Source organism: Candidatus Alkanophaga liquidiphilum, assembly GCF_053996935.1.
Map to the genome: position 1 here is coordinate 1 of NZ_JBMXYC010000070.1, position 15,787 is coordinate 15,787.

Sequence of the window (15,787 nt, forward strand, 5' to 3'; positions counted from 1 at the left end):
CTGGCTCACCGCAGCCCCTGACTGCAGGATATACCCGCAGCCTCGCTAATAACAAAATTGCAAACAATATATAAACCTAACGGCGATTCGGTTCAAACCATAAGCTTTCTCGCCGAAATCTTGTAAAGGAGTTCAGCGGCTCTCCGCAGAGCACACCGCCCAAAATATGCTGAGTGCTCCTATAATTAAAATATGCTCTTCAGGAAGCCCTCGTGGGTCGTATTCCATAAGGTATTCTCCCCGGCTAAAAGAGCTTCGGTAAAAGCGTATTGCGCCGCCATGCCTGTTTGCAAAGTAGAAGCTCACGTCAATCGTGTTTTGCCGCTTCAGCTTGTATTTTTTACGGTTTATGCGGACGACGCCCTTCGGCAGTTCGAGCGTTGCGCTCATGTTCTCACCGTCGAGATGTATGATGGAAGAACGCTCTTCCCAGCGAAGCTTATAGGATTCGCCGGAGGTCGCCGTGTATTCCGCATCACAAGGACGCTCGTCGAAGCTCACACCCCCTAATATCTCCCCGCTCTGAGCCACAAGGACGTAAATGTTATCAACAGGCTCAAACTTTATCTTCTTCGGTAAGCTTCCTAACCCTTGCATTCTGCGCCTCAGCAGCATGCCCAAATGATAAGGGGGGATTCGTTTAATAAAAGTGTCGCCTATTCCACTCGTGCCCGTAAGTAGGCGGGTGTCATAAAGGACACTTCCCACCATCCAAGACGATTGCGGCAGTTTTAAATAAGGCTTCGAACTGATTACGAGATGCTCCTAACGCCCCTTTGGGGTGAGAGGGGGAATATTTGCCAAATAACGCCTCGGATAAATCTTTCCGAGGAATGAGAGAAAGCTATGGGGACGATAGACAAGGTAGGCAGCGTGAAGAAGCTCCTACCGACTCTAGAAGGCTCCGCCTCTTGGCGGATTGGCGTGCTTTGAATTAAAACGGAAAGGGTGGTTGCATGAAGGTAGAGGATATAAAAAAGGTGGCTGTAATCGGAGCGGGGATAATGGGTTCCGGCATAGCACAGGTCGTAGCTCAGATTGGCATCGAGGTCGGGCTGCGGGACATCGACATGAAATTCGTGGAGCGTGGCATTGGCGGAATAAAAAAGACCCTCGAAAGACTCGTGAGTAAGGGCAAGCTCCCCGAAGACGCCGCAAACGCCATCCTCAGCCGCATTAAGGGGACGACCGACGTGAAGGAGGCAGCGAGCGACGCCGACCTCGTCATCGAGGCGGTCATCGAGAACATGGACGTGAAAAAGCAGGTTTTCAAGGAGCTTGACGAGATCTGCCCCGAGCACACGATTCTGGCGTCGAACACGTCATCGTTGAGTATTACTGAAATGGCGGCAGCGACGAACCGTCCCGAAAAGGTCGTCGGCATGCATTTCTTCAACCCCGTGCCCGTGATGCGGCTCGTTGAGATTGTGCGCGGGCTCACGACTTCGGACGAGACCGTCGAGGTTGCGAGGGCGTTTGCCGAGAAGCTGGGGAAAACGCCGGTCGTCTGCAAGGACTCGCCGGGCTTCATTGCAAACCGGATTGCGCTCCCGTCGCTTAACGAGGCGATGTTCGTGCTTATGGAGGGAACTGCGACGGAGGAGGACATCGACACCGCGATGAAACTCGGTTACAATTGGCCGATGGGGCCGCTCGAGCTTGCAGACATGGTCGGGCTCGACACCATTCTCTCAGTCTTCGAGGTCTTCCAGCGGGAGTTCGGCGACCCAAAATACCGACCCTGCCCTCTCCTCAAACAGCTCGTCCGTGCTGGACACTACGGAAGGAAGACCGGAAAGGGCTTCTACGACTACAAATAACCCTCCATTTTTTCTTTTTGAGATACTGTTGCTTTTAATCCTTCCCTTTTAAAAAGGAGGGATACCGAAGGGGAGGCGGGGATTGCAGTGATAGAATGTTCCAGAGTATAACACGTCGAAGCGGTGCTCTCGCTGCGGCTCACTGAACACAAAGAGACCGCATCAAGGCGCTTTCATCTATAAGCACCATGGATGCTGGATAAATGCGGATGTGAACGGCGCAAGGGAACATTCCTGAAACGAGCCTAAGGCTATTTCTGGGGGACAGGGGCTGTGTGCTCAGCCCGACGGGGAGCGGTTCGTCTTCATGGACGAGTTACACTTCCTAACCCAAGCATCCAGCGGATGCCCCCCTCACCGAAGTGGGAGGGGAGGTTACTTCCTCGAATTAAAGAAGGAACTTCAAAAGCGCAATCGGCGTCATCGCCTTTCTTTTAGGCAGGACGTTTGTCACGACACCACAGAGAAGCTCTGCCAGCTTCTCGTCCTCGGAGGCGTTTTTTATTATTCTGTCCAGCAGCAGCGGGCGTTTTATTAATCTCCTAAGGAGTAACGAGTATCTGAAGTCGGCGGCGAACCGCTCCTTCCACGCATCGTCGTATTTTTCTAACGTCCGCATGCTCGTGTCCTCAAGCCTCAGCGCCTTCGCAATGACGTCTGCAGCGAGTTTCCCGCTCTCGAGCGCATAGCTTATGCCCTCGCCAGTGAGGGGGTTCACGAAGGATGCGGCGTCGCCCACGAACAATATTCCGGCCATCGCTCTGCGGTGGCGGCTGCCGCCGCCTGTCGGGACGAGCCAGCCCTTAGCCTTGCTCACCTGCTTTGCGCCTTTCAGCTTTGCGGCATCGGAGACAAACCTTTTAAAACAGGCGTTCAGGCTCATTTTCCCGCGCTCAAACATCACGCCCACGCCTACGTTTGCCATGGCATCGCCGACCGGGAAAATCCAGCCGTAGCCCGGCAGCACCGCCCGCTCATAATGAAACTCAACGAAGTCGAAGCTTTCGACGCCAGAAAAGTAAGCACGGAGCGCGACGCCGATGCCGCCGCCCCTCTGTTTCCACTTTTCTCCCAACAGATGTCTCGCCAGCGCTGAGAATGCGCCATTGGCAGCGACCACCGTTTCAGAATTTATTTCGATGGTGTCGCCGTCATGCTTGCCCTTGACGCCCACGACGCTTTTATCTTTCAGCAAAGGCTCCTTAACCGAAACCTCAAGAAATTCGGCGCCCGCATCTACGGCATGATTCCGCAGAAGCTCGTCGAGTTTTACTCGAGGCGCCACGTAGCCATAGGGCAAAAAATCGGTTTTAGGGCTTTTTGCGCTCACGCAGTAGCCGCTTGGCGAGAATATAGTTATGCCATCGGACTTTTTAAAACCGCTCCGCTCGATGGTGCTGAGGAGCTTCATCTCCTCCAGCGTCTTCAGCGAGCGTGGTGAAATTGCATCTCCGCAAACTTTCTCCCGTGGAAATCTCCTCTTGTCAACTAACAGGACGTTGTGGCCGAGCCTTGCAAGAAAATATGCGCAGGAGGAGCCCGCAGGTCCGGCGCCGACGATGACAATATCTTTCCGCATCATACTAACGGTTCAGCCGCATGTGCGCCTCTGCGAGGTGTCGTGCACCGAGGGCACCGATTAATGAAACTTCGCCAGCGAGCACCGCCGCCGCAATGATTTCTGCAAACTTCTTAGCGTTGCTACCAGGAGGGTCGCCGGGACCGTAAACGCCCATTATGGAAAGGGCTTCTCTTTGCGTGCCGAGCGCCGTGCCGCCGCCGACGGTTCCCACTTGTAGCGACGTGAGCGTTACCGCAAAATAGAGGTCGCCGTCCTCGGTGACCTCTGCCGTGGTGATGCCGTGCGAGCCTTCGACGGTGTGCGCCTCATCCTGACCGGTGGCGATGAACATCGCCGCAATTATGTTTGCGAAGTGGGCGTTAAAGCCGTAAGCCGCTGCCTGAGCGCTGCCGACGAAACATTTTCTGTAACAAACCTCCGCCATGGACTCAGGCGTCGTCTTCAGCACGTCTTCGACGACCTCCCGCTTTAAGACTACCTCAGAGATAACGGTCTTGCCACGCCCCCGGATGAAATTCAGGGCTGAGGGCTTTTTGTCGATGCAAAGGTTGCCGGAGAGCGCCACGTGCTCCAAATCCAGCTCACGCTCTAGGAATTTCAGGACTTCGTCCGTCGCAAATGTCGCCATGTTCATGCCCATAGCGTCGCCTGTGCTGTAAACGAACCGCAGGAACAAATTCCTGCCGACAACGTAGGGTTCGATTTGCAGCAGCGTGATGTGCGGGTCGGTAGCATCCGCGATTTCCTTCAACCTCTCAAAGTTCGCCTCAACATAGCGAGCGGCATGCACCGCATGCTCAGCACTCCTTGCCTTCACCACCGGACCACGAGCCATGCCGTCCCTTAACACGAACGAGCGGGCGCCGCCGCTTTTGTTCACGGCAGTGCAACCCCTATTCACAGACGCTACGAGTGCGCCTTCGGTCGTCGCTAATGGTATGAAGAAGTGCCCGTCCGCAAACTCGCCACGGACGTGCAACGGACCGGCAACGCCCATAGGGAGCTGCGCCACGCCTATCATATTCTCGATGTTAGCCTTCGTCGCCCTGTTGGCGTCTATGGAGAAAGTGCTGATGTTTTCGAGCTTCACTCCGCTTAAGCGCTCGATGGCGCGCCGCCGCAGCTCTGTCGCATGGAAGCTATCGCCGCCTGTGAATTCTTCAACCTCATACAACTTTATTTCGCCCCTTACTATCCTCTCCACAATTTCTTCATCGTTCATAAGTCCGTCCCCCTCTATGTCCCATGTTTCTTAAATCGCAGCGGCTTTGTAATTACACAATAAGCATCTCTTAATACGATTTTGCGCTCGATGAGGATGCGCGAAATGCTATCGCAACCATATTTCTGAGATTCTATCTTCATTCAATCTCTCCTGGGAATAACGCGAGCATAGTGTTGGCGGCGGTCCTCTGTCATTCTGGAGATTATTGTTATGTTTGTCATGATTTAAAGATGTTGGGCGCCCTGTGCCTTCGCAGCCACATTTAAATCAAACAATCCTGACCCCCGCCACTCTCACATGCGGACCTCCGCTGCAGACCGGCACCACCTGTCCTGCTTTTTCGTCGAACGTGATGTTTGCGAGGGCGAAGTCATCGCCCACCACTTCGACATTACGCAGAAGTTCAAGGACGTTTCCCACGAGCGAGACCGTGCGCAATGGCTTTTTCAGCTCGCCGTCCTCGACGAGGTAGCACGCCTGAGCGAGCATTTTGAAGTTTCCGTCTTTGACTGAGACGTTGCTGTCTGCGATGTTGTCGATGTAGATTCCGTGTTTCATGTCCATTATTTCGTCGAAGCTGGCGTCGCCACGGTTTACGAAGGCGGTGCCCGCTCTCGGCAGCGGTATCGCGCCTGCAGGACCCCTGCCACCGCCGTTTGGTGTCGTTCCGAAGCTTACGGCGGTCTCCCTGTTGTGAATAAGCTCTTTCGGCACACCTTCCTTGATTAATTCTTTTTTACGTGCGGTTACGCCCTCATCGTCGTATTTGAAAAAGCAAAAGCTGTTTTCGAGCGGAGCGTCCGAAAGCGAGAAAAAAGCTGGCGCCACACGCTCGCCACGCTCGAAGGCGGTGCGAAACGCCGAAAGTCCGTCCCTTACGAAATCCGCTTCGAGGAGGTGTGCCACCTTCTCTGCAATACTTCCGACGGCAGAAGGCGAGAAAACCGCCTTGAACTTACCACTGATCGGCTTCGCGGTGAGCTGAGCGACCGCCACCTTACTCATTTCTTTTATCTCTTCCAGAATTTTTTCGGCGTCGAGGTTTGCGAAGCCGCCGACGCCGCCGAAGAGTCGGCTATGCGATGCAAGTGCCGTGTTTACAGAGACGGAAAGAAGCACGTATGGGATTCTTTGCAGAACGTCCACGCCTTCGGAGGTGATAACATGCTTGCTCTCAACGACCTCCGCATATCTTATCGGGACGCCCCACACAAAAACGTCCTCGGCAACCGAGCTTTCCAACTGCCTGAAAAACTCTAATTTCCTCTCAAAATCCACATCCTTCTTCCTTACCTCGTATCTCCCTTTATACCCGCCCACGAACGCCAGACGAGCGTCACCGCGTGGCAGCTTCGCAACAGAACGTCTCGCCCGCTCCACCAAATCAAAAACTTTTTCCTCATTAGAGTGGAAAATAAGCCAGCTGCCGTTTTTCAAAGCTCTTAAGCCTATTTTATCATCTTTGTAGGCTCTTATGTCTTGGACCTGCCCATTATAGAACTTCAGGCTAAAAACTTCCTGCTTCTGCAGTCTTATTTCCACATAATCCGCTTTTACCCGCGTAATCGCATCGTGAAGGCTTTCTTCCAACAAGTCCCCTACCGTTCTACAAATTCGTCCTCGCTGAAATGTATAGCTATTTCTCGCTTTGCGGTAGCGGGGGAGTCCGCCGCATGTATCACGTTTCTCTGGATGTCAATCCCGAAATCTGCTCGTATGGTTCCGGGTGCCGCCTTTTTCGGGTCCGTTGTCCCTGCCATCTCTCTTGCGACTCTGACGGCATCCTCGCCCTCCACGACGAACGGCACGACGGGTCCTGAGGTGATGTGGGCGACGAGGGGTTCGAAGAAATCCTTGCCCCGGTGTTCCGCATAGTGTTTCTCTGCAAGCTCCTTGCTGAGTTTCGTGAGCTTCAGCGCCACGATTTTGAAGCCACGCCGCTCAAACCTCGAAATTATCTCGCCGACGAGCCCCCGCTCCACCCCCTCGGGCTTTATCATCAAAAATGTGCGCTCCCTCGGCAATCTCAAACCCCCTCTCACTCAACGCGCCATATCCCGATTGCCCAACCACCGCTCGCCCGCGCTCAGCTCTTCGCCGCCTTCCTCGCCCACTTCACTTTTCTCGCCTTTCTTCGCAGCTTTATCTGATTCTTCTCGCATTTTGAGGAACAGAAGTAGAAAACGGTGCTGTCGTTCCTCACAAACATCTTGCCGGTGCCCGGCTCGATTTCCCGCTTGCAGAACGAGCACCTCATCGGACTCACCGTGCTGTGAGCTTTCTTGCCTCCCTTGCGGTTTCTCGGAGCACGATGATGTCGCCGACACGCACAGGTCCTAGGCAGTTTCTCGTTATTATTCGCCCTTTGTTCCGCCCCTCTAGGATTTTACACTTTACTTGGGTCACCTCGCCGTGCATGCCCGTCCTACCCACGACCTCTATAACCTCCGCAGGCGTCGCTTCCTCCGACATCCTTTCTTTCCTCCTTACTCTTTGCTCTTTATCTTCTTCAGCTCTTCGGCGATTTCTTTCACGACGGTTTCTGCGCTTCCGGGGTCGACGATAGCAGCCGCCGCCGCACTCACATCGATGCCGCACGCCGCACCCAGCGCCTTCTTGCTCTTCACGTAAATGTAGGGCGTGGCTTTCTCCTCGCACAGCGGCGGCAGGTGCGCAACCACTTCCTCGGGCTCCACGTCCTCACTAATATACACGAACTTTGCAAGCCCCCGCTCTACGGTTTTCGTCGTCTCGTTCGTTCCCTTTTTTATGCTTCCCGTGTCTCTCGCCGTCTGCAAAGCTTCGAGCGCCTTCTTCTCAAGCTCCGCAGGCACCTCAAACTTCACGAACATCTTCGCCATTTTCATCCCCCCTAAAGGGTCATCTGCACCTTCAACCTCACTCCCGCGAGCGCGCTCAGCTTGTAGTCCTCAAAGAGCACGGATTTTACTATGACGGAAGGCACACTCAACGATATTTCTCTCGTCCGTCCATACCTACCTTTGCTTATGACCACCGCATTTATCAAGCCCAGCGCATCGAGCTCTGAAATGAGGTCCGTTATTCTTCTCTGCGTCAGCACGTCAATCCCAGCGTATCTACTTAATTTACGATACATGTTATAAACCTCGCCAGTGCTGAATCGTCTCTTTCGGCGCTCGGCATCCAGGAGTAAAATGCTGCTGAGCACGAGCTTCGACTGTAAAGGCAGCGTCCTCACGACCTCGGCGACCCTGTCCGCCTCTATTTTGTTTTTTGCCATCTTCACGTGCTCGCCTCTGACTCTTGGCGAGTTCTGGCGTTCTGCCAGCTCGCCAGCCACCCTCAGAAGGTCGAGCGCTCTGCGAGCGTCCCCGTGCTCTTGGGCGGCAAACGCCGCACACAACGGAATCACGTCCTCCTCAAGGACGCCTTCCTTGAAAGCGACCTTGGCGCGCTGCTCCAAAATATCATAAAGTTGCACGGCGTTATACGGCGGGAATACTATTTCCTCCTGCCCCAACGACGATTTAACTCTGGGGTCAAGGCGTTCTGTGAAGGTGAGGTCGTTGGAAATGCCTATTATGCTTATTCTTGCGTTTTTGAGCTCGGAATTTATTCTTGAGAGCGTGTAGAGGGCTTCGTCGCCCTTTGAGACGAGCTTGTCCACCTCGTCGAGGATGATGACGGCGCAGCCGCCCTCGGCGTCGAGGGCGTTTTTGAACTCTTGATACACATGGTCAGTGGGCCACCCTGTCATCGGCACACTCTTGCTGAGCTGTCTTGCGACAGCGGCAAAGACCCGGTATTGCGTGTCTATTATCTCGCAGTTCAAGTAAAACAGCATGCACCGACTCCCGACTTTACAAGCGGCGTCCTTAAGCTCCCGCTCGACGTATCTGACAGTTGCCGTCTTCCCGGTTCCTGTCTTCCCGTAAACCACAATGTTAGAAGGAGTTTCCCCTCTTAACGCCGGGGCGAGGGCGCAGGCTAAGCTCTCTATCTGCTCGCCTCTATGTGGAAGCTGTCCGGGCACGTAGCTCGGACGCAGGACATCCTTATTTTCGAAAATTTTACTTTCTTCAAGCAGGTCTTCGAAGATGTTGCCCACGGCTTCCTCCCCGCCCCTTCAAACCTCAACTGTGTAGTTCGAGGGTATAGGTTTAATAATCTTTTGGTATTTTTAACCTTTGCTCAAACCGCTTGGGTTTAGTCGTCGCCGCTCGACGCCAGCTCGAACTCGACGTCGAGGACGTCAAGCTCGAAAACCTCGGCGGTGACGCCAAGAAGCTCGCTGAGGCTCGGTTTGGTCCTACCATCGTCGCCGGAGACGAGCTCTTTGACGTAGAGCCCACTCTCGCACTTTATTTCCACGACGGGGTGCTTGCCGAATTCTATAAGGCAAATGTCATAAACTTCTCGTTCCCTGACAATGTCGGCACGGCGGTGCACGACCCTCCGTGGAGTTCTCTGCCGTATCACGCCTTTCAGCCCTTCTAGGGCTGCTCTTAGATGCTTCTCCTCGACCTTTGCGCCGAGCCGCAGCTTGAACCTGTAAGTCTTAGCGGCTTTCACGTTCTTTACAATCTCGACGGCGTCCTTCGTGACGTAGCGCAAGCCGAAAACCTCGACCTTGCCACCGCTGCTTTCCTTGATTTTCTCTTCAAGCCGCTGCAGGTTCACGGTTCGCCGCCGAGGAGCGACCACTTCGGCAACGAACGGACGCCCCCGCCCCAGCATCCGAGCGTCAATGTCCTCACGCCCGCAGCCGTGGAGTATCATATCCTCAGCCTCGAACTCCTCGACGACCGGCGCCTTTATGAGCTCCTCGACGGACTCCGGATACATCTTGCCCGTGAAGTTACAGCGTTCGCAGCCCGCACCTCTGCAAGAGCGGCACAGCCACCTCGTTTGTGGCATCCCACGAACGAGCTTCCGGTAGCGTCCGTAGATAAAGACGGGACGCACCTGAAGCTCCACGGCTTCTCGATTCAAGTCAATGAGGATGAGGATGTCTGGCGTTTGGAAGTCAACACGCTTGTTCAGCAAGCGTTGTAGGATTTTCCCAACCTCCCTGTTGAACTCCGACTTCAGCGGCTCGGCATATGCAGCCCCTGTGAGCTCCCAGAGCACCTCTTCGTTCTCGGCGAGCAGCCCGCTCATCCTCGTGCCAACGAGGAACGTCTTGAACTCATAATCCCGCAGTGCCGCTACCGCCCGCCATGCCCACGCTTCGACATGCTCGAAAAGCCCGTTGCAGACCCAGCATTTTTCAGAGACCTCCGCTTCCAAGAGTTCCTGCTCTTTGAGCTTTTCTTTTATGAACTGCCCCCGTTCTCGGTTCGTCATTCCGGTGGAAACCCGGGCGAACTGCCTCCCTAAGCAGTTATCGCAGACGTAACCCTCACTAAGTATCCGCCTCGCCATATCGAGAACCTCTTCATCGGCAAGCTCCGCCGCCGTCATCTCCTTTTTCTTATCAGCTTGCGTCGTCATAGCCCCTCGTTAATAAGCACCTTCATAAGTTTTTCAACAGGAATCTCCCCTAGCGCTCCATTTCGGGCTGAAAATTCGTCAAAGTTCTTCACAGCGTCGCTCTTGCCGCCGCTCGGAAGTTCTGCGATGGCAAAGGGCACAGGCTCTCTCGTGTGCGTCCGCACCGAAACCGGCGTGTAATGATCGGGCATCAGCAAGATTCGGGCGGTACCGAGATTTGGCAAGCCTGCGAGGACGTTGCCGACCACCTTCTCGTCGAAATTCTCAATCGCCACGATTTTAGCGGCGACGTCGCCCTCGTGGGCGGCTTCGTCGGGCGCTTCCACATGCACAAGCACGAAATCCCTACGCTGAAGACTTCTAAGGGCGTATTCTGCCTTTCCCTCATAATTCGTGTCGAGGTAGCCTGTGACCCCGGGCACCTCAACGACGTCAAGCCCCAAGGCTCGCCCGATGCCCCTAATCAGGTCCACCGCCGAAATCACCGAACCACTGACGCCATATTTCTCCTCAAAGCTCGGAAGCTCAGGCCTCACGCCCCCACCCCAAAGCCATATCATGTTCGCCTTTCTCTTCCCATGTCTTTCCCTCTTCTTGTTTACTTCGTGTGCCTCAAGTATTTCCTTGGACTTCAAGATAAGTTGCTTGAGCATTTCGTCCTCAGGCAGGTGCGCGTGGAAGTTCTCGCCGAGCATGTCATGCGGCGGCGTGCACTTCGGAACTTTTCCGTTAAACGCATCCCGCCGCGCGACGAAGATGTGCCTGTAGCTGACGCCTGCATGTATTTCAACGTCAGGAAGCCTCTCGTTAAGCTCCTCAATCAACATTCTTGCCTCTTCACTTGAGATGTGTCCGGCGCTGTAATCCACGAGCCTCTCGCCACTCACGGTTACGAGGTTGCATCTAAAAGCAATATCTCCGCTCTTTAGCTCCACGCCTCTACCGAGGGCTTCTAACGGACCTCTCCCGGTGTAGTATTTTTGGGGGTCGTAGCCCAGTATGGAGAGGATGGCGATGTCGCTGCCCGCCGGCATCTCGTCAGGGACCGTTTTCGTGACGCCACAACGCCCCGTCGCCGCTACGAAGTCCATATTTGGCGTATTCGCCGCTTGGAGTACAGTCTTGTTGCCAAGGTCGGCGAGGGGGTAATCCGCCATGCCGTCGCCTATTAAAGTGATGTATTTCATAGCTGCCGCCGTCGGTGCTATTTTTGTGCAGCGCCCCTTAATAATATAATGCGGTTTGAGGAGTGGGAGCCAATATACGAGCGGATTTTGGCGGACTTCGGTTATGACAGGAAGAAGGATGAGGAGGCGGCGGCAGTGGCGGCAGAGGCTATTTCGAGGATGAGTTGGAAGGAGGTGGGAGTGGAGGAGCTAAGGCGGATGATAGAAGGGAAGAGCGTTCTTGTATGCGGAGCTGCTCCGTGCCTCCGAGAGGAGTTAAGGAGCATTGACGCTTTCGAATACGTGGTTCTGGCGGCGGACGGCGCTACCTCCGTCGTCTTGGAGTGCGGCGTGCTTCCCGACGTCATCGTAAGCGACCTTGACGGCTACCTCCCCGACATCATATACGCAAGCCGGCTCGGTGCCATCGTCGTGGCGCACGCCCACGGCGACAACATTGGTAAAATACGACGGGTGCTGCCTGAGCTTAGTAGAGTTCTCTGCACAACGCAGGCACGCCCGCTGCCACCGCACGTCCACAACTTCGGCGGCTTCACCGACGGCGACCGTTGCGTCTTCCTCGCGAAGGAGCTCGGCGCCGCCTCGGTAAAGCTCGTCGGCTTCGATTTCGAGGACACAAAAGTGAATTTGACGAAGCGGCGGAAGCTGAAATGGGCGAAACGCCTGATAGAGCAGGCGTTGCGCGACTGCTGATAGGCAAGATTAAAACAGGAGCGAAGACAAAATACTTAGGATGTTAGAAATGCCTACGCCCGTAAAGGTGCTGAAATACCTTAAGGAAAGGGGGGAGGAACTTAGTGCTGAGGAGCTTGCCGCCCGCCTTAACGAGCCTTTAGAGGTCGTGCGGCGTGCGCTAAGCGAGCTTGAGCGCCGAAGCCTCGTGGAGAGTGTGCATGCTTCATACAGATATAAGAGGGATGATTTTTCTGAGAAAGTTGCGGAGAAGGTTTTGAACGTTTACGATAAGGTTGTGAAGAAGCCGTCTTTGGAGTTGCTGCTCGTCGGCTTGCTCTCGACGTTTTCGCCGCTCCGCCCTTCAACGATGATAAAGGCGTTGGAAGAGCTGGGAGCGAGGCGGAAGGAAGTAGAAGCGCTCATCGAGAGGGAGATAAGAAAGGGAGCGGTGCGCAAAGTGAAGGCTATTTGCGTTGGTCAAGTTTACAGCGGCTCGAAATACATACCTGTGGGCTTTTACATAATCGAGGGGGAGACAAGCGAGAGCGAGAAGCGTGAGCTCATTGAGAAGCTTCGTGAGTATTACAGCTGGGTCGGGCTTGAGGGAGTGGCGTATGAGGAGGAAATGCTCGTCGGCGAATACCCGCCGGAGCTTGCAAGAGCCGGACGTTCTTACTTGAATGAGTGGAAAGAGCTAAAGGAGAGAGTTAGGAGGGAAGTGCCGCATGTCTTCAGATGGCTTCCGATAAAGACGAGAGAAGTATTATGCTGGCGGTGCGATGACGACATGGGCGATGGCGGATGGGCGGGGCTGTGAGGCTCCTTATCATCGGAGACACGCACATCCCCTCAAGGGCGAAGAAGATAGATGATGTTATTGTGGCGAGGATAAAGAGCAGCGACGCAAGTCACGTTTTCTGCACCGGCGACCTCACGGACGAGCGGCTTTTAGATTTTTACGCTGTGCTCGGCGAGTTGCACGTCGTTAGGGGCAATATGGACTATTTAAATCTTAAAAAGTGGGACGTGGCTGAGATCGAAGGCTTAAAGATAGGGCTGATACACGGTGACGGGATTTACCCGAGGGGCAACGTGAGGGAGCTTTGCCGGATTGCGGAGACGCTCGCCGTAAATGTTTTGATTTCGGGGCACACGCATCGCCCGCAAGTCTTAGAGCGGGAGCTCGCTGGCGGCAGAAAAGTCCTACTTTTGAACCCCGGCTCTGCGACGGGCGTCTGGGGCGGCGGTGGCGGTTCCAGAAAGCCATCTTTCATGTTCCTTGACATCAGCCAACGCTCGTGCGTCGTGCATCTCTTCGAGCTTGAGCGAAGAAGTCTTAAGGAGAAAACTTACTCCTTTACCTTGTAGCTTTGTTTTTTCTAGAATTCAGGATTCTTTGGACTTTTTCGAATATTCTTTTACTGATGATCTTGGGGTGGTTGCCCCGCCACTCCACGTCCCGCCAGTGGACGATGCCCGCGTAAAAAGGATTTCTAAGGATTCTGTAAACTTGCATCCTTGAAAGATGCGCTCTACGGGCGACCTCGCTGACGTTCTGCGTTTCGAGGAAATCGAGGAAGATGCGGCGGACGGTCTCAGCATCTTCTGAGAGGACTATGCGGCGTGCGTCGTCGTAGCGATAGCCAAACGGAAGGCGCCCGACGAACGAGCCCTCCTTAACCTTCTTGTCCATTGCCAGCTTCGTCCGCTCTATCGTCATTTCTCGCTCGAATTCCGCAAACGCCCCGATAATATGAAACATGAGTTTTCCGGCGGCAGTCGTAGTATCTATGCGTTCGGTAACGCTTACAAAGTCAACACCACATCTTTTAAGCTCGTCCATCAACAAAATCAAATCACGAAGCGACCTCGAAAGCCTATCAAGCTTGAACACAACGACTGTGTCTATTTCTCCGCTTCTGCAATCTTTAAGGAGTTTTTGTAGCGCCTTTCGCTCCATAGTGGCAGCACTCCTGGCGGCGTCCACGTATTCCCTGTGAATGTTCCAGCCGTGCAGCTCACAGAACTTCTGCAGCGAAGAGCGTTGTGCATCGATGCTAATTCCACTCTCAGCCTGCTCCAGCGTGCTGACTCTGATGTAAAGCCCGACTTTACGGCTCACATCATGAAATCTCTATCCAAAGATATATAAAGTGTAACATACCGTGCCGTATGTTACACGTGCCGGCGTCCTTTTGGAAAACGCACGTAAGGGCTTTATTGGCATCCAGCAGCGACCAAGTCTGATATTTGAAAGCGCTCGCGCCCTCATTGACAACGTCCAGAAACGTTACAAATCATCTGTTTTCATCCTTTTGTTTAATGTTAACATTTATTCTACAATCAAAATATAAAATGCTGAAGTAGTAATAACACCGTTGCGAGCGCGAGTTCCGGCACGGCAATCGCCAGCCCGGGCTTGAACCAATCAAGGAAATGGATGTGACGATCTCTTTCCTTTTCAAGTATACCAAGCGCCACTATGTTTGCGGTGCTGCCTATCATCGTTAGGTTTCCAAGATAACAAGCACCGAAGAGCATGCCCCACCATGTTGGAAATATATGATAACCATAGGCTTCAAGTCCGTGTACGATGGATATTAGTGTAGCTACCGCCAGTATGTTGTCCATGAAAGCGCTCAATATCCCCGCAGTCCACGTTATTAGCGTGGCTATTAAGAGCGGATTGCCACCGGCGAACGTGATTATCGTTTCCGCCATTATTTCCGTGACGCCTGTGTATGAAAGCGTTCCAACTGTTGAAAAGAAAAATATGAAGAATGCCAACGTCCACCAGTCGACACGATGCTCGACGAGCCCTCTTGCTTGCTCTCTGCTTATAAACAGTGTTATTCCAGCCATTATCAAGGGAACCGCTAACAGTAATGTGTTCCTTTCGAGATGCAACAATTCCTCCAGCGGATGGTGGAGAACGAGACCGCAAATCGTGCAGAGGAAAACTGCCCATGACACTCGCATCTTCCTTTTATCTATCTCTCTATCCAAGCTCAGCCTCCCCAAAAGGTTCATCATGCCGTCGAGCTTCGTAATGTAAGGACGCCAGTAGACGAACACGAGCATTATGGTTAGCATCAATACAACAACGCCTACTGGTGTCGCCCATCTGATAAAATCAAGGAACGATAAACCTCCCTCGAAAGCGATAAGCACGCCTATCGGGTTTCCGACGACTGTGAAGCTGCTGCCAACGTTGGTAGCCATGACCGTTGCAATGACCATCGGTAGCGGATCGAGATCATAGCGCTTCGTTATCCGCAGCGTCAGAGCGGTCATGAAAAGGATTGATGTTACTTCGTCAACGAGCGCTGCAAACGTCGCAGACATTAATAGGAGACCTGCGACGAGCATGAAGCCGCTTCTGCTGAAATATTTGGAGAGTATTTCTAAGATGTGCTCAAAAAAGCCCTGTTCCTCGAGAAAGCCGATTACTATCATCATGCCCATCAAAAAAAGGATTACATCAAAATGCGCATACTTCATAAGATGCGGCACGTCAAGCACCTTTAAAAACAGGAGCGCTGAGACTCCAGCGAGCGCAAACGCCAGCCTCAGCCTCCAGAAGAAAATAGCCCCAAGAATTATGGCAATGAATGTTGTGACCGATATAATTTGACTCGTATCAAGATTTGTATTACTGACTATTGCAACTGTTATTAACAGTCCTGCGAGGTATGCGGTTAAGCTTTTAAGCTCGCTCATAATGGAGGGCAAGGAATCTTTTCATAAAAGCCTTTTTGTTTTACCAGCTCGAACGCGGTTAAGTGCTGACTTTAATAATTTTAAGATTAAAAGCGCCCTATAC

17 protein-coding genes and 1 pseudogene are annotated in these 15,787 nt (G+C 53.4%); 5 read left to right on the forward strand and 13 right to left on the reverse strand.

Annotation, left to right across the window (positions count from 1 at the left end; all coding sequences use genetic code 11):
* Window positions 1-132: 132 nt before the first annotated feature.
* Window positions 133-615: a hypothetical protein gene (locus ACXJJA_RS08965; RefSeq protein ID WP_456487877.1), complete on the reverse strand. Its 483-nt coding sequence runs from the start codon at window positions 613-615 to the stop codon at window positions 133-135.
* A 356-nt stretch (window positions 616-971) separates the two neighbouring features.
* Between ACXJJA_RS08965 and ACXJJA_RS08970 the strand changes: the two genes are divergently transcribed.
* The gene (locus ACXJJA_RS08970; protein WP_456487917.1) at window positions 972-1,820 is read left to right on the forward strand and encodes a 3-hydroxyacyl-CoA dehydrogenase family protein; all 849 of its coding nucleotides are present in this window, start codon (window positions 972-974) and stop codon (window positions 1,818-1,820) included.
* 109 nt (window positions 1,821-1,929) lie between these two features.
* A pseudogene (locus ACXJJA_RS08975) lies at window positions 1,930-2,058 on the forward strand (zinc ribbon domain-containing protein); the annotation flags it as partial.
* Window positions 2,059-2,208: 150 nt separating this feature from the next.
* Here the strand turns inward: ACXJJA_RS08975 and ACXJJA_RS08980 are convergent.
* The 10 genes from ACXJJA_RS08980 to ACXJJA_RS09025 form a co-directional block, all read right to left on the reverse strand.
* Window positions 2,209-3,402: a geranylgeranyl reductase family protein gene (locus ACXJJA_RS08980; RefSeq protein WP_456487878.1), complete on the reverse strand. Its 1,194-nt coding sequence runs from the start codon at window positions 3,400-3,402 to the stop codon at window positions 2,209-2,211.
* Between the two features lies 1 nt (window position 3,403).
* Window positions 3,404-4,624: a hydroxymethylglutaryl-CoA reductase (NADPH) gene (hmgA, locus tag ACXJJA_RS08985; protein ID WP_456487879.1), complete on the reverse strand. Its 1,221-nt coding sequence runs from the start codon at window positions 4,622-4,624 to the stop codon at window positions 3,404-3,406.
* Between the two features lie 270 nt (window positions 4,625-4,894).
* The gene (locus ACXJJA_RS08990; protein ID WP_456487880.1) at window positions 4,895-6,217 is read right to left on the reverse strand and encodes a TldD/PmbA family protein; all 1,323 of its coding nucleotides are present in this window, start codon (window positions 6,215-6,217) and stop codon (window positions 4,895-4,897) included.
* 8 nt (window positions 6,218-6,225) lie between these two features.
* On the reverse strand, window positions 6,226-6,657 hold the full coding sequence (gene ndk, locus ACXJJA_RS08995) for a nucleoside-diphosphate kinase (protein WP_456487881.1): 432 nt from the start codon (window positions 6,655-6,657) through the stop codon (window positions 6,226-6,228).
* Window positions 6,658-6,713: 56 nt separating this feature from the next.
* On the reverse strand, window positions 6,714-6,884 hold the full coding sequence (locus tag ACXJJA_RS09000) for a 50S ribosomal protein L24e (protein ID WP_456487882.1): 171 nt from the start codon (window positions 6,882-6,884) through the stop codon (window positions 6,714-6,716).
* 5 nt (window positions 6,885-6,889) lie between these two features.
* Entirely contained in the window at window positions 6,890-7,099 is a 210-nt protein-coding gene (locus tag ACXJJA_RS09005) for a 30S ribosomal protein S28e (RefSeq protein ID WP_456487883.1), read from the reverse strand.
* A gap of 14 nt (window positions 7,100-7,113) precedes the next feature.
* Window positions 7,114-7,488 (reverse strand): 50S ribosomal protein L7Ae, encoded by a 375-nt coding sequence (gene rpl7ae, locus ACXJJA_RS09010; RefSeq protein ID WP_456487918.1) that lies wholly within the window; start codon window positions 7,486-7,488, stop codon window positions 7,114-7,116.
* Between the two features lie 11 nt (window positions 7,489-7,499).
* A complete protein-coding gene (locus ACXJJA_RS09015) occupies window positions 7,500-8,717 on the reverse strand; it encodes an ORC1-type DNA replication protein (protein WP_456487884.1) in 1,218 nt (405 codons plus the stop codon).
* Between the two features lie 98 nt (window positions 8,718-8,815).
* Window positions 8,816-10,102 (reverse strand): tRNA pseudouridine(54/55) synthase Pus10, encoded by a 1,287-nt coding sequence (locus ACXJJA_RS09020; protein WP_456487885.1) that lies wholly within the window; start codon window positions 10,100-10,102, stop codon window positions 8,816-8,818.
* On the reverse strand, window positions 10,099-11,289 hold the full coding sequence (locus ACXJJA_RS09025) for a cofactor-independent phosphoglycerate mutase (RefSeq protein ID WP_456487886.1): 1,191 nt from the start codon (window positions 11,287-11,289) through the stop codon (window positions 10,099-10,101). The genes ACXJJA_RS09020 and ACXJJA_RS09025 overlap by 4 nt, the downstream gene beginning before the upstream one ends.
* Before the next feature lie 48 nt (window positions 11,290-11,337).
* Here ACXJJA_RS09025 and ACXJJA_RS09030 point away from each other — a divergent pair, with 48 nt between their 5' ends.
* Genes ACXJJA_RS09030 through ACXJJA_RS09040 form a run of 3 tightly spaced genes read left to right on the forward strand, consistent with a single transcriptional unit; the run spans window position 11,338 to window position 13,332 of the window.
* Window positions 11,338-11,982 (forward strand): 6-hydroxymethylpterin diphosphokinase MptE-like protein, encoded by a 645-nt coding sequence (locus tag ACXJJA_RS09030; protein WP_456487887.1) that lies wholly within the window; start codon window positions 11,338-11,340, stop codon window positions 11,980-11,982.
* Window positions 11,983-12,022: 40 nt separating this feature from the next.
* Window positions 12,023-12,781 (forward strand): helix-turn-helix domain-containing protein, encoded by a 759-nt coding sequence (locus tag ACXJJA_RS09035; protein ID WP_456487888.1) that lies wholly within the window; start codon window positions 12,023-12,025, stop codon window positions 12,779-12,781.
* Complete coding sequence (locus ACXJJA_RS09040; RefSeq protein WP_456487889.1) at window positions 12,766-13,332, forward strand: YfcE family phosphodiesterase; 567 nt, start codon at window positions 12,766-12,768, stop codon at window positions 13,330-13,332. The genes ACXJJA_RS09035 and ACXJJA_RS09040 overlap by 16 nt, the downstream gene beginning before the upstream one ends.
* Here the strand turns inward: ACXJJA_RS09040 and ACXJJA_RS09045 are convergent.
* Both ACXJJA_RS09045 and ACXJJA_RS09050 read right to left on the reverse strand, forming a co-directional pair.
* Complete coding sequence (locus ACXJJA_RS09045) at window positions 13,322-14,086, reverse strand: recombinase family protein (RefSeq protein WP_456487890.1); 765 nt, start codon at window positions 14,084-14,086, stop codon at window positions 13,322-13,324. The genes ACXJJA_RS09040 and ACXJJA_RS09045 overlap by 11 nt on opposite strands.
* 221 nt (window positions 14,087-14,307) lie before the next feature.
* The gene (locus ACXJJA_RS09050) at window positions 14,308-15,684 is read right to left on the reverse strand and encodes an ArsB/NhaD family transporter (protein ID WP_456487891.1); all 1,377 of its coding nucleotides are present in this window, start codon (window positions 15,682-15,684) and stop codon (window positions 14,308-14,310) included.
* Between the last annotated feature and the right edge of the window lie 103 nt (window positions 15,685-15,787).